This window comes from Rhizobium sp. 05N430, from assembly GCF_056396985.1.
In genome coordinates this window covers 274,008-287,455 of sequence record NZ_JBFTMO010000004.1, presented here as the reverse complement: position 1 = coordinate 287,455, position 13,448 = coordinate 274,008, and the positions used below count along the sequence as shown (strand labels likewise).

Here is a 13,448-nt window from a genome sequence, read left to right as displayed (position 1 = left end):
TCTGCGATTCGTCGCTGATTCGTTCTCAAGCTGTTCCGAATCTCAAAACAGAGGCTTAGCGCCGCTTGTTGAATCAAAATTAGCAGCGCATTCGCATCATCCGGCTCTTGCGTTTGCCGGTTGCCCTGTCCATGTGTTGTCTGCTGACTTGACCCCGGGGCTCCCCGCCTCACTTGCATGGACCATGACACTGAATTCGCAGCCGATGATACTGAGTGGGCGCGGTGTGACCGCGGTGCTCGGGCCGACCAATACCGGCAAGACGCACTACGCCATCGAGCGCATGGTCGCGCATGGCACCGGCGTGATCGGGCTGCCGCTGCGCCTTCTGGCGCGAGAAGTCTATAGCCGGGTCGTGGAGAAGGTCGGTGTGCACAATGTCGCGCTGGTCACGGGCGAGGAAAAGATTTCTCCGCCCAATGCGCGCTTTTCGGTCTGCACCGTCGAGGCGATGCCGCGCGAAACCAAGGCGGCCTTCGTCGCGATCGACGAAGTGCAGCTCGCTGGAGATCTTGAGCGCGGGCACATCTTCACCGATCGCATCCTCCATCTGCGTGGTCGCGACGAGACGCTGCTGCTCGGCGCCGGCACGATGCGCCCCATTCTCCAGCAGCTACTGCCCGGAATCACCGTCATCGAGAGGCCGAGACTGTCGCAGCTGCTCTATGCCGGGCAGAAGAAGATTACCCGGTTGCCGCAACGCTCGGCGATCGTCGCCTTCTCGGCTGACGAAGTTTACGCGATCGCCGAACTGATCCGGCGCCAACGCGGCGGCGCGGCCGTCGTTCTTGGCGCGCTCAGCCCGCGGACGCGCAATGCGCAGGTGGCGCTCTATCAGGCGGGCGATGTCGAATATCTGGTCGCCACTGATGCGATCGGCATGGGGCTCAATCTCGACGTTGATCATGTCGCCTTCGCGCAGGACCGGAAATTCGACGGCTACCAGTTCCGCAATCTCAATCCCGCAGAACTTGGCCAGATCGCCGGGCGTGCCGGCCGCCATGTTCGCGATGGCACCTTCGGCGTCACCGGGCAGGTCACGCCTTTTGATGATGAACTGGTGCAGCGGATCGAGGCGCACGAGTTCGACAACGTCAAGGTTCTGCAGTGGCGGACCAAGGAATTCGACTTCGCCTCGATACAATCGTTGCGCGCAAGCCTGGAAAAGCCGCCGAGCGTCCAGGGGCTGACGCGATCCCTGCCTTCGGTCGATCAGCAGGCGCTGGAACATCTTTCACGATATCCGGAAATTATTGATCTTGCGACCAAGCCGGAAAGGGTTGAAAAGCTCTGGGAAGCTTGTGCGCTGCCCGATTACCGGCGTATTGCACCGGCCCAGCATGCCGATCTGATCTCGACCCTCTTTTCTGATCTCGTCCGCCGTGGCACGGTGAACGAAGATTTCCTCGCGGAGCAGGTGCATCGTGCGGACCGGACGGACGGTGAAATCGACACGCTTTCGGCGCGAATCGCGCAGATAAGAACCTGGACCTATGTGTCGAACCGGCCCGGTTGGCTTGCCGATCCGACACACTGGCAGGAAAAGACGCGGGAAATCGAAGATCGATTGTCCGATGCGTTACATGAAAGGTTGACGAAACGCTTTGTTGATCGCAGGACATCTGTGCTCATGAAGCGCCTGAGAGAGAATGCGATGCTGGAAGCTGAAATCAGTGTGAATGGTGATGTCTTCGTGGAGGGACATCATGTGGGTCAGTTGAGCGGTTTCCGCTTCACTCCCATCGGTGGAACGGATGGACCGGACGCCAAGGCCGTACAGGCTGCTTCACAAAAGGCGCTTGCTCTGGAATTCGAAGCGCGCGCTGCGCGCATGCATGCTGCCGGCAATGGCGATCTGGCGATCAGCGCCGATGGCCTAGTGCGCTGGCTCGGCGATCCCGTGGCGCGGCTTTCGGGCAGCGACCACATCATGCGGCCGCGGGTGATCCTGCTTGCCGACGAGCAGTTGACCGGAAATGCGCGCGATCATGTCGCCGCCCGCGTCGAGCGCTTCGTCAATCATCATATCAGCACGGTGCTTAAGCCGCTCGACGATCTGTCGCGCGCTGAAGACCTGCAGGGCCTGGCAAAGGGTCTGGCGTTCCAGCTTGTCGAGAATCTCGGCGTACTGTTCCGCCGCGACGTCGCCGACGACGTCAAGTCGCTGGATCAGGATGGCCGTGCCTCAATGCGCCGCTACGGCGTGCGGTTTGGCGCTTACCACATCTTCGTTCCGGCACTTCTGAAGCCGGCGCCTGCCGAATTGATCACGCTCCTCTGGGCGCTGAAGAACGATGGTCTCGACAAGCCTGGCTATGGTGACCTCATTCCGGTTCTGGCCGCTGGCCGTACGTCTGTCGTCACCGATCCGAGCTTCGAGCGCACCTTCTACAAGCTTGCCGGTTTCCGTTTCCTCGGGAAGCGGGCTGTTCGTATCGATATTCTAGAGCGGCTTGCCGATATCATCCGTCCGCTGCTGCAGTGGAAGCCGGGTCAGGCAAACCGTCCCGAGGGTGCCTATGACGGCCGCCGCTTTACGACGACGACCGCAATGCTCTCCATCCTCGGCGCGACGCTTGAGGACATGGAAGAGATCCTCAAGGGTCTCGGTTACCGTGCGGATGCGGTGAAGGCCGAAGAGGCTGCCGCCCATCTTGCCACGCAGGATGCGTCGGCTGCAACGGCCGCGAGCGAGGCACCAGCCGAAGAAGCATCCGACAAGGCCGATCACGACGATGCGGATGGTGCTGAGGAAGCACCCGCTGCCGAGCCTGCACCTGTTGCTGCCGAAGCGCCTGCTGAAGCTGCCGAAGTGACAGCCGAAAGCGGAGAACCGCAGGAGCCGAAGCCGGTTCTGCTGTGGCGCCTCGGCGGCCGCAACGACAACCAGCGCCCGGTGCGCAACCACGGCGAACGCCGCGGCGGCGAGCGCCAGCAGGGCAACCGTCGTCAGGGCGGCGCGACCGAAGGCGCTGAAGGCAACAACCGCGGCGAAGGCAATCGCGAAGGCCGCGATGGCAACCGCCAGCAGCGCGGCCGCGATGGCGGCAAGCCGCATCAGGGCCGTGGCGATCGCAACGAACAGCGTGGCGACCGTCAGGATCGTGGTGACCGGAAGGATCGCAACGACCGCAACAACAACCGTGGCGGCGCCCAGCCGCTGCGCTTCGAGGCCAAGCCGCCGCGCAAGGAAAAGCCGATCGATCCGGATTCGCCCTTCGCCAAGCTCGCTGCCTTGAAGGAGCAGATGAAGAAGTAATCGATGGGCGGGGAGACACAGCCAGCAAGCGGTTCGCGCCAGCGCATCGACAAGTGGCTGTTCTTCACGCGCATGGTGAAATCTCGCTCCCTGGCGCAAAGCCAGGTGCAATCAGGGCACGTTCGCATCAATGGCGAACGTGCCGTCCAGCCCAGCCAGACAGTCAAGGCGGGCGATCGCGTCGAGCTGCAGCTCGACCGCAGGGACGTCGTCCTTCTGGTCAAACTGCCGGGCGAGCGGCGGGGGCCTTTCGAAGAGGCGCAGCGCCTTTACGAGAACATCACGCCGCCTGAAGATGAGACGAAACGTCTCACCGCCTACGAGCAGGCGATCCGCGGCGCGGGGGCAGGACGGCCGACAAAGAAAGAGCGGCGGGCAATCGACAGGCTCCAGTCGGGCGAGGATTAGAAAACTCTGTCTGCGCCGCCGGTTTTTGAAGATGGATAATCCTTGAAATCAGGCTGTAAAGCCGATACGTCACAATCAACTCGCCGGACTGCGTTCTTGCCTCCCAAGCCAGTCAACGCTGCTCCTCCGGCACAGGGAAAGACGCGACGTTCCAGGTTCGTCTCCCCGCTCGCGTGAAATCCTGGAGTTCTTCATGACCTATGTCGTGACCGACAATTGCATTCGCTGCAAATATACCGACTGCGTGGAAGTCTGCCCGGTCGATTGCTTCTATGAAGGCGAGAATTTCCTCGTCATCCATCCCGACGAATGCATCGACTGCGGCGTTTGCGAACCCGAATGTCCTGCCGAGGCGATCAAGCCGGATACCGAGCCGGGTCTCGACAAATGGCTCAAGATCAACGCTGAATATGCCAGCGTCTGGCCCAATATTACCGTCAAAAAGGACTCGATGCCCGAGGCCAAGGAAATGGACGGCGAGACCGGCAAATTCGAGAAGTACTTCTCAGAAAAGCCCGGCGCGGGCGATTGAGTTCAAGCTACTGAAATCCGCCTGAAATCGGGTTCAGAAGGCGCTTAAACGTTTCAAGTGATGCTTCACTAATATGTGAGCCATGTGTTGCCCGCATGACTCACACGCACCAAATTATTGATTTCCTCATATTTTTGTGATAGGTTCTAGAGACTGACCCATTTGAGGCACGAGGCGTGCCCAAAACCATCACGAAAGCAAATTAAATCTGTACGCGGTTTCCGTGACATATCAACGAGTTGAGCTGTCCGATCGTTAATCGCGTGCACGAATTTCTTTGCTTATGTCTGGTGGGACCAGAGTGAAGTCACCCGACGGGAATTCTACCGTCTCATCCGGGCCTGACTGACCCGGCTCCGGCCGCCGCCGGAAGCGTAACAGGGAGTTTTTGATTAGTATGACGACCCAGCAGAAAAAACCTTCAGCAGCTCGCCACGGCTTCAAGACCGGTGAATCGATCGTGTACCCCGCTCATGGCGTCGGTACCATCACCGCTATCGAAGAGCAAGAAGTTGCCGGCATGAAGCTCGAACTTTTCGTTATCGATTTCGAAAAGGACAAGATGCGTCTGAAGGTTCCGGTCGCAAAGGCGATGAGCATCGGCATGCGCAAGCTGTCGGAAACCGACTTCGTTGAGCGCGCGCTCAAGGTTGTGCAGGGCAAGGCTCGTGTCAAGCGTACCATGTGGTCCCGCCGTGCGCAGGAATATGATGCCAAGATCAATTCCGGCGACCTGATTTCCATCGCAGAAGTCGTGCGCGATCTCTATCGTGCCGAGAACCAGCCGGAGCAGTCCTATTCCGAGCGTCAGCTGTATGAAGCTGCTCTCGACCGTATGGCTCGCGAAATCGCTGCCGTGAACAAGATGTCGGAAACGGAAGCTGTGCGTCTCGTTGAGACCAACCTCAACAAGGGTCCGAAGCGCGGCAAGGCAATTGAAGAAGACGACTCCCAGGACGAAGCCGCATAATAGCACTTTGTTTTTCCTTGCAAAAAACCCGGCCTTCGAGCCGGGTTTTTTATTGGAACTTTTTCCGCGCTGACGCGTTTAAATCTCGTAAGTGCGGACAAAAAACCGGTGGAGCCCACCGTTCGTCCGCTGGTTTGAACGCTGGACGAGGAGTGGGTCATGGCTTCCACATTTTGCCGGAACGGCAACTTGAAGAATCAGATCCTGCCTCACCGTCTGACCGGTACTTGGTGAAGAGATAGGGCCTCCTCCTGAAAAGTCCAGGAGAGAGGCCTTTTGCATTCGAGAGCTGAATTTGATCCGGGCGGCGACGTTCTGGAAACGAACCTTCATTGTTTTTTGTTTGGGCGCGAGGCCTGATTTTAGGAGACCGATATGAGGAACATGTCTGCAGACCGGCGCATGATCAAAATTGCGATGGCGGCTCCCTATCTTGCCCGCGAGGAAGAGCATCAGCTGGCGATCCGCTGGAAGGACAATGACGACCGCGGCGCGCGCAACCAGATCGCCATGGCGCATATGCGTCTTGTCATCTCGATGGCCGGCAAGTTCCGCAATTTCGGCCTGCCGATGAGCGATCTCGTGCAGGAAGGGTATGTCGGTCTGCTTGAAGCTGCGGCGCGGTTCGAGCCCGAACGCGAAGTGCGGTTTTCGACCTATGCCAGCTGGTGGATCCGTGCCTCCATCCAGGATTATATCCTGCGAAACTGGTCGATCGTTCGCGGCGGCACAAGCTCAGCGCAGAAGGCGCTGTTCTTCAATCTTCGCCGGTTGCGCGCCAAGCTGGCGCGTGGCGACACCCAGCTGACCGTACAGTCGATCCATCAGGAAATCGCTGCCGCGCTCGGCGTCAGCCTTGCGGACGTCCAGACGATGGATGCGCGGCTCTCCAGCAACGATGCGTCGTTGCAGGCGCCTTCGGTCTCCGGGGATGCCGACAGTGCCGAGAAGATGGATTTCCTCGTCAGCAACGAGCCACTGCCGGACGAGCAGGTGACGAACATGATCGACGGCGAGCGCCGCCGCGTCTGGCTGGCCTCGGCGCTAACGCATCTCAACGAGCGCGAGATGAAGATCATCAGCGCACGGCGCCTGGCAGAAGACGGAGCGACTCTCGAAGAGCTCGGCGCCGATCTCGGAATTTCGAAGGAGCGGGTACGCCAGATCGAGAGCCGGGCGATGGAAAAGTTGCGCAGCGCGCTTGTCAGCGCCGATCCGCATATGGCCGCCTACGCCTGAAAGTAGTCTTTACTCCCAGAAGCACAGACTGGCCCGGTTCGCACCGGGCCTTTTTTATTCGGCGATGATTTTCACGCGGTCGCCGGGTGCAACGGACGCGCCCATCGGCAGGGCGTTGATCAGCTTGAAAAGGTCGAGCTTGCGATCGGTGCCCATCATCCGGGCCGCGAGCGTGGTGATGTTGTCGCCGGCGCGTACCGTGACGACGCGGATGCGCAGCGGCTTCAGCGACGACATCTCGTCCGGTGTCATGCGGCGGAAGCTCGCTCTCAGCACGTCCGCCGTCTGCTGCAGCGCTGTGCTGCCCTTCGGCACGGCCGTCAGGAAACGGAAGATCTGCTGGTTGTTGCGGATGACGGTCACGTCGAAATCCCAGCGGTCGGCGCTGGCGCGGGCGGTTGCGGCTTCCATGCCGTTGATTGTCGTCGCCTGGATCGTCGACGGGTCGAGGCCGGTCACCCAGCCGCTCGAGATATAATTTGTCAGGCTCTGGTTGTTGCTATCGGCCACGCCGTCGAAGCGGATCGCCACATCGCCCGGGCCGGTCGCCATGACGGCTTCGACCTTGTTGTCGATGGTGAAATCGGGCGGCACGTCGAAGCGAATGCCGAGGCCACCATGCAGGAAGGTCTGGCCGCGCACATAGCCCTCTTCGGGGCTGTCGCCGTAGAGCAGGCCGTCGATGCCATCGAGATAATAGTCACGGCCCTTGTCGCCGACCTTGCCTTCCTGGCCGAAGGCGCGGGCGTGGTCACGCGCAAGCTCGATGCGCTGGGCCGAATTCGGGTGGCTCGACAGGAAGTCGAGGCTCTGGTCGGCGTCGGGATCGGCCGACATGAAGCGGCTGTAAGCGGCCATGCTGTCAAGGAAGCGTGCCGCCGAGTAGGGATCGTAGCCTGCCTCACCCAGCATGCGCACGCCGATCACGTCGGCCTGCAGTTCCTGCTGGCGGGAGAAGGCGGCGAGACGCAGTTTCCCGCGGGCGAGCGCCTGCTTGCCGGCGATATCGCTCGACAGGACCTCGGCGACCACACGGCTGGCGATGACTTCGGCCTCTTCGCGCTTCTGGCGCTCGATGCCGTGGTTTGCGGTCACGTGGCCCATTTCATGCGATAGCACGGCAGCGACTTCCGAAGCGTCGTTGGCGAGTGCCAGCAGGCCGCGGGTGACGTAGAGGTAGCCGCCCGGAAGCGCGAAGGCGTTGATCGCCGGCGAATTCAGGATGGTGATACGGTAGGACTGGCTCGGGTTTTCGGAAACCGCCGTCAGGGCGCCGGCAATGCGGGCAACAAGCCGCTCGGTCTTGGCATCCTTGTATTCGCCGCCGTAGCTCGCAACGATGCGCGGATGCTCGCGCGCACCCATGGCGGCGCGCGGGTCGTTCTTCTGGACCTCATCGACGATCTGCGGATTGGACGAGGGGGAAACCGTCGGCTGGTAGGACTGTTCGATGATCGACTGACAGCCGTTGAGAGCCATGGCAGCTGCCGTCAAAAGCAGCGCATGCCGTCCCCGTTGACGCAAAGCGGATAGCACGTTCCTGGAAGGCGCGGGTCTCGTCCACGTCGTCATGCTGTCCAGTCTGGCTCTCCGAGTCATCTTGCTTTTCGGCCGGCTCGCCAAATGTTCGATCCGGCCACTTCCAACGGGGTTCAACAGGCGTCCATCCCGCTTCTCGCATTGCACAACGGGGGAACAGACGTCATTGCTGTAGCTGATTTCCGCATCGGTTGCATAGCGAGACTCTGCGTAATTATGGCGCCGTTGTAATTTAGCAAGCTTAGCGTGGTTAAGGAGTTCTTTCGCTCCGATGAAATTGTGGCGAAAGTGCCATCGCGGCGTGGATATTCGTCAGCCCTGCAGAAATTGCCGCAATGCGGGCGTGCTCTGATCAGCCAGATACTCGCTCAACGGCGCGGCGAGCGCAATCGCGCCATGGTCGATGAAAACGCCATACTGTGCAATGCGGCGAACCTCATCGGGGTCATGTGAAACGATGATGACGGTCGCTCCGGTCTCGCGCTGCATCGCCGTCAGAAGCTCTGCCATGCCGTTGCGCAGGCTGGGGTCGAGGGCGGCAAAGGGTTCATCGAGAAGCAGGATCGGCCGCTTGCGGACAAGGGCGCGAGCGAAGGCAGCGCGCTGCCTTTCGCCGCCGGAAAGCGTTGCAGGAAGCCTTTTTTCGAAGCCTTCCAGACCGACCTGCGCCAGCGCAGCCGCGATGCGGCTGCGGTCCGCCGGTGCGAGCTTCAGGGCCGGATTAATGCCCAGTCCGACATTGGTGAAGATATCGAGATGAGCGAAGAGATTGTTGTCCTGAAAGACAAGCGAGACGGGCCGCTCGGCCGGGTGACTGCCGGTAACATCATGTCCGGCGAGCAGAACGCGGCCGCTCTCCGGCGTCTCGAAACCCGCCAGCAGATTGAGGAAGGTCGATTTGCCGGCGCCCGATGGGCCTGTCACGGCAATGATCTGGCCGCGGGGCAGCGTGCAATCGAAATGGAAGGCGTGGCTGCCGAGCGTCAGGCGGACGTTCTGCATGGTGATATCAGCGGCCGTCATCGGCACCATGTCCTCGCATCTGGCCGGATGTTCCGGCAATCGTCAGCAATAGGCAAATGAGGCCAAGGATCAGCGCAAGGCCATCGGCATCGTTGGTTCTGTAGCTTCCCATGCGGCTGTAGACCAGCCATGGAAGCGTGACAAAACCATCGGATCCGAACAGGGCGACAGCGCCGAGATCGCCGAGCGACAGGGCCATAGCGAAAGACAGGGCGGTCAGCAACGGCTTGCGCAACCCCGGCCAGTCGATGAGCCGCAGCCGCGCCAGGCCGGTCAGGCCGAGGCTCGCCGCAAGGCGCGCGGTGCGGCGCTGATGGACGAGATAGGCCGGTTCGAGCACGCGCATGACGAAGGGCAGGGCCATCAGCATGTTGATCAGAACGACGAGGACGGGCGCAAAAACAGAGGCGTCGCCAAATGGCCTGAGCGCCATGAACCAGCCGGTCGCAAGCACTACGGGAGGCGCCAGCAGCACCATTGACGAGGCTCCGCCCGTCGCGGCGTAGAGGGCGCGGCTGCCGCGCCTGGAGCGCTTGTCTGCGCTGATGGTCTGGCGGGCGCGGATCAGGGCTGCTGACACGACAAGGGCCAATGTGGCGGCGGAAAGGGATATGCCGCAGCTCATCGCTGCGGCCTGCCAGAAGACCGGCTCGCCGACCAGCTTTGGGAGGTCGGCTCTCAGGCCCGCCACCAACACGGAAAGCAATGGCGAAAGCAGAAAAGCCGTGGCGAGGACGAGGAGCAGGCCATCCGACAATTTTGCCATTGGCATTCTGCCATCGAAACGCATGGAGTGGCGTCCGGCGGTCAGCCCTTCGTCACGGCTGGCGGGGAGAAACGACATGGCGCCGAGGATGAGGCCGGTCAGGGTAATCTGCAGCAAGGACAGAGCTACCGCGCGGCCCGGATCGAAGTCGAAACGCAGCGACTGGTAGATCGCCACCTCGATCGTCGTTGCCGCTGGTCCGCCGCCAAGCGTCAGCACCAGCGTGAAACTGGTGGCGCAGAGCATGAAGATCAGCCCAGAAATGCCGGGGATCAGGCCGCGGATCGCCGGCCATTCGATGAAGCGGAAGACGGCGCGCGGGCGCATGCCGAGATTACTTGCCATCAGCCAGTATTCGGACGGCAGCCTCTCCAGGCCAGCGAGCATCAGCCGGCAGGCGAGCGGCAAGTTGAAGAAGACGTGAGCGAGCAGGATACCGGTCAGGCCGTAGATGCTGACGGGTTCGGACAGGCCGAGCTTGAGCAATGCGGTATTGAGCAGGCCCTGCCGTCCCCAGATGCCGATGAGCCCGAGCGCGCCGATCAGAACGGGCAATCCCATTGGCACGGCCATCAGCCGGATGATCCAGATACGGCCAGAAAAGTTAGGCTGCCGGGCAAGTGCCCGCGCGACGGGGAGCGCCAGGAGGACTGAGAGCAAGGTCGAAAGGGCGGCCTGTAGCAGCGTGAAGCGCAGGACGCGGAGAATGTAGGGATCCGAGATGATGCCGGCGAAGGCAGAACCTCCGCCGGAGGCAGCAAGCGAGATGGCGGCGATGCCGATGAAAAGCAGGATGGCGGCGAGGCCGATTGCCCCGCCCGCCAGCGCATTTCGCCGTTCCGCAGCCGTCTGCAGCATCAGTTCATGCTCATGGCCGTCAGCCACTCGTCGATCCAGGCCTTGCGGTTCTTGGCGACATCATCGGGGCTCATCAGGAAGGTCTTGGACGGATTGACCAGCTTGCCAAAGGCGTCCGGCAGCGGCGTGGAAGTGGCCGAGACCGGCATCATCCAATTGTTGGTTGGGATCGTGTCCTGGAAACCCGGCGTCACCATGAACTTCAGGAAGTCGCGGGCGAGTTCTTTATCCGGCGCGTTCTTGAGAAGGCCGGCGACTTCGATCTGGATGTAGTGACCTTCGGAGAACGCGGCGGCCTGATAGCGGTCGGTGTTCTCGGCGACCATGTGATAGGCCGGTGAGGTCGTGTAGGAGAGCACCATCGGCGCTTCGCCCTTGGTGAACAGGCCATAGGCCTCCGACCAGCCAGGCGTCACTGTCAGGATGCGGCTCTTGAGCTTCGCCCATGCTTCCTGCGCCTTGTCGCCATAGACGGACTTCACCCAGAGCAGCAGGCCGAGACCCGGTGTCGAGGTGCGTGGATCCTCGATGACGATCTTTTGCGATGGGTCGCCATCGACCAGTTCCTGCATGCTTTTCGGCGGGTTCTTGATGGTCTGCGTGTCGTAGATGATGGCGAAGTGGCCGTAGTCATAGGGAACGAAGACATCGTCCTTGAAGTCGCCCGGCACCTTGAGGGCGCTGGTATCGACGCCGCTGGCGTCGAACAGGCCGGTGTCCTTGGCTTCGGTGATCAGGTTGGTATCGATGCCGAGAACGACGTCGGCCTTGGTCGAGGCGCCTTCGAGCTTCAGGCGTGAGAGAAGCGCCACGCCATCGGCGACGCTGACGAAATTGACCGTGCAGGCGCAGGTCTTCTCGAAGGCTTCCTTGACCTTGGGGCCGGGGCCCCATTCCGAGGTGAAGCTCTCGTAGGTGTAGACCGTCAGCGTCTTGTCCGCGGCCTTCGCCTGCGACAGAGTGACGGTTGCGGCAAGGAAAGCCGTGGCGAATGATGCGATCAATGGTTTGCGGCCGGGCATGGCGCGCCTCCTCCTAAAAAGTTTTGTCATGGGGGAAAAGGGCGGTGCCTGGTGTCACGCGTCTAATCCCTCCGCCGGTGTTAGCCGGATCAGGTTCCGCGGGTTGGCTTGAAAGCCTCTCAGCCAGATATCCTTGCGGATACAGGGCACCCCGTTAGAGCGTTGGCAGATGTATAGCGATGCAGGCTTTATGACAAGGGCGCAGCGCGCCCTTGCCGCTACTCGGCGGCTTCGGCGGCCGCGGCCGCGTTCTTGGTCTCGCCGTGGCGCGGCAACTGGACCGGTTTCAGCGAAAGCGCTGCAATCAATCCAATCAGAGCAAAGGCGCAGGAGGTCATGAACAGCGGTGTGAAAGCGCTGGCATAGGCATCGGCGACAGCCTGGCGGCTGGCTTCCGGGAGGGCCGCCATCATCTTCGGCGTCAGCTGCTCGATATCGGTAACGCCGGGGATGGAAACGCCGACCTTTGCCAGCTGCGAGCCGATGATGGCGCCGTAGATGGAGATGGCGATCGAGGCGCCGCCCATGCGCGACAGCGTGACGGAACCGGTGGCGGCGCCGACGTCACGCGCCGGAGCGGCGTTCTGGACGCCGATGACGGGCACCTGCTGCGACAAGCCGATGCCGATGCCGTGCAGCATCATCAGCAAGCCGATAATCGGCAGCGGCGTACCGGCATGGACCTGCGTCAGGAGTGCAAACGCCACAGCGCTGCAGGAGAGGCTGGCAATGGCGAAGGGCTTGTAGCGTCCGGTGCGCGAGATCATGCGCCCGGCAAAGAGCGAGCCGCAGACGAGGCCGCCGGTCAACATGACGAAGAGCAGGCCGGCATGCGAGGGCGACAGGCCCGTGGTCGTCTGCAGGAACAGCGCGAAGTAATTGGCCATGCCGATAGCGATGCCGCCGCCGGTGATCGACATGATCAGGAGAAGCGGGAAGGTCGGGTTGCGGAACAGCGACAGCGGCACGATCGGTTCGGCGGCGCGGCGCTCGACGAAGAGCCAGGCGATGGCGCAAAGCGCGCCGATACCGATGATCCCCAGGCTCTGCGGCGCCAGGATCGAGCCGAACAGTTCGCTGCCGTCGGCCATCAGCACGATGCTCGTCGTCGTCATCGCCAGCAGAAGGGCGCCGGCATAATCGATCTTCGGGCGGCGGTGCGGCTTGCGATAGGGCAGCATCAGCGCAAGGCCGATCAGCACGACGAAGCCGATCGGGACGTTGACGAGGAAGATCGAGCGCCAGCCGAAGAGATCGCTCATCATGCCGCCGAGAACGGGGCCGATGGCGCTCGATGCCATCAGCACCAGGCTGGAATAGCTCTGGTAGCGGGCACGTTCGCGCGGCTCGAAGAGATCGGCATTGACGGCGAAGATCGATACCATGATGCCGCCGCCGCCCAGGCCCTGGAGCACGCGGGCGGCGATCAGCGTATTCATCGAGACGGCGAGACCACAAACGGCGGAGCCGACGGTGAAGATCGCGATTGCGGTCATCATCACGTATTTGCGGCCAAAGAGGTCACCGAGCTTGCCATAGACGGGCATCACGGCGCTCAGCGACAGCAGATAGGCGGAGCCGATCCAGCCGAAGCGTTCGAGGTGGCCGAATTCGCCGACGATGGTCGGCAGCGCCGTCGAGACGATCTGATTGTCCAGCGTTGCCATGAACATCGCGGTCATCAGAAACAGGAAGAGAATAAGCCTGCGGCGGGGATCCGTCACGAGCGGCTGGGAGGCAAGCTGCATATCCATGAAGACAGTTCCAATCTTGATTGCCAATTTATGTGACAAAAGCATATAAATGTCAATGACACCAGAATGACGCAGGCA

10 protein-coding genes and 1 riboswitch are annotated in these 13,448 nt (G+C 61.5%); of the genes, 5 read left to right on the top strand and 5 right to left on the bottom strand.

Annotation, left to right across the window (positions count from 1 at the left end):
* Nucleotides 1-184: 184 nt before the first annotated feature.
* From AC1DJO_RS11840 to AC1DJO_RS11820, 5 genes are all read left to right on the top strand, one after another.
* Nucleotides 185-3,259, top strand: coding sequence for a helicase-related protein (locus tag AC1DJO_RS11840; protein ID WP_477970660.1), 3,075 nt, complete (start codon nt 185-187; stop codon nt 3,257-3,259).
* A 3-nt stretch (nt 3,260-3,262) separates the two neighbouring features.
* Nucleotides 3,263-3,667: an RNA-binding S4 domain-containing protein gene (locus AC1DJO_RS11835; protein ID WP_477970658.1), complete on the top strand. Its 405-nt coding sequence runs from the start codon at nt 3,263-3,265 to the stop codon at nt 3,665-3,667.
* Nucleotides 3,668-3,860: 193 nt separating this feature from the next.
* Nucleotides 3,861-4,199, top strand: a complete 339-nt coding sequence (gene fdxA / locus AC1DJO_RS11830; protein WP_310296467.1) for a ferredoxin FdxA — start codon at nt 3,861-3,863, stop codon at nt 4,197-4,199.
* A 397-nt stretch (nt 4,200-4,596) separates the two neighbouring features.
* Nucleotides 4,597-5,169 carry a CarD family transcriptional regulator gene (locus tag AC1DJO_RS11825; protein WP_112385894.1) on the top strand — a complete coding sequence of 191 codons (573 nt, stop codon included), beginning with the start codon at nt 4,597-4,599 and terminating at the stop codon, nt 5,167-5,169.
* A gap of 375 nt (nt 5,170-5,544) precedes the next feature.
* Nucleotides 5,545-6,408, top strand: coding sequence for an RNA polymerase factor sigma-32 (locus AC1DJO_RS11820; protein WP_112385893.1), 864 nt, complete (start codon nt 5,545-5,547; stop codon nt 6,406-6,408).
* A gap of 54 nt (nt 6,409-6,462) precedes the next feature.
* On the opposite strand, the gene AC1DJO_RS11815 is transcribed toward AC1DJO_RS11820, so the two are convergent.
* The 5 genes from AC1DJO_RS11815 to AC1DJO_RS11795 form a co-directional block, all read right to left on the bottom strand.
* Nucleotides 6,463-8,007 carry a M48 family metalloprotease gene (locus AC1DJO_RS11815; protein WP_477970656.1) on the bottom strand — a complete coding sequence of 515 codons (1,545 nt, stop codon included), beginning with the start codon at nt 8,005-8,007 and terminating at the stop codon, nt 6,463-6,465.
* 252 nt (nt 8,008-8,259) lie between these two features.
* Nucleotides 8,260-8,970: a thiamine ABC transporter ATP-binding protein gene (locus AC1DJO_RS11810; RefSeq protein WP_477970654.1), complete on the bottom strand. Its 711-nt coding sequence runs from the start codon at nt 8,968-8,970 to the stop codon at nt 8,260-8,262.
* Nucleotides 8,957-10,594, bottom strand: a complete 1,638-nt coding sequence (gene thiP, locus AC1DJO_RS11805; RefSeq protein WP_477970846.1) for a thiamine/thiamine pyrophosphate ABC transporter permease ThiP — start codon at nt 10,592-10,594, stop codon at nt 8,957-8,959. The genes AC1DJO_RS11810 and thiP overlap by 14 nt, the downstream gene beginning before the upstream one ends.
* Nucleotides 10,594-11,616 (bottom strand): thiamine ABC transporter substrate binding subunit, encoded by a 1,023-nt coding sequence (thiB, locus tag AC1DJO_RS11800; protein WP_477970652.1) that lies wholly within the window; start codon nt 11,614-11,616, stop codon nt 10,594-10,596. The genes thiP and thiB overlap by 1 nt, the downstream gene beginning before the upstream one ends.
* Nucleotides 11,617-11,665: 49 nt before the next feature.
* A riboswitch (TPP riboswitch) is annotated at nt 11,666-11,780 on the bottom strand.
* A 54-nt stretch (nt 11,781-11,834) separates the two neighbouring features.
* A complete protein-coding gene (locus AC1DJO_RS11795) occupies nt 11,835-13,370 on the bottom strand; it encodes an MDR family MFS transporter (RefSeq protein ID WP_477970650.1) in 1,536 nt (511 codons plus the stop codon).
* Between the last annotated feature and the right edge of the window lie 78 nt (nt 13,371-13,448).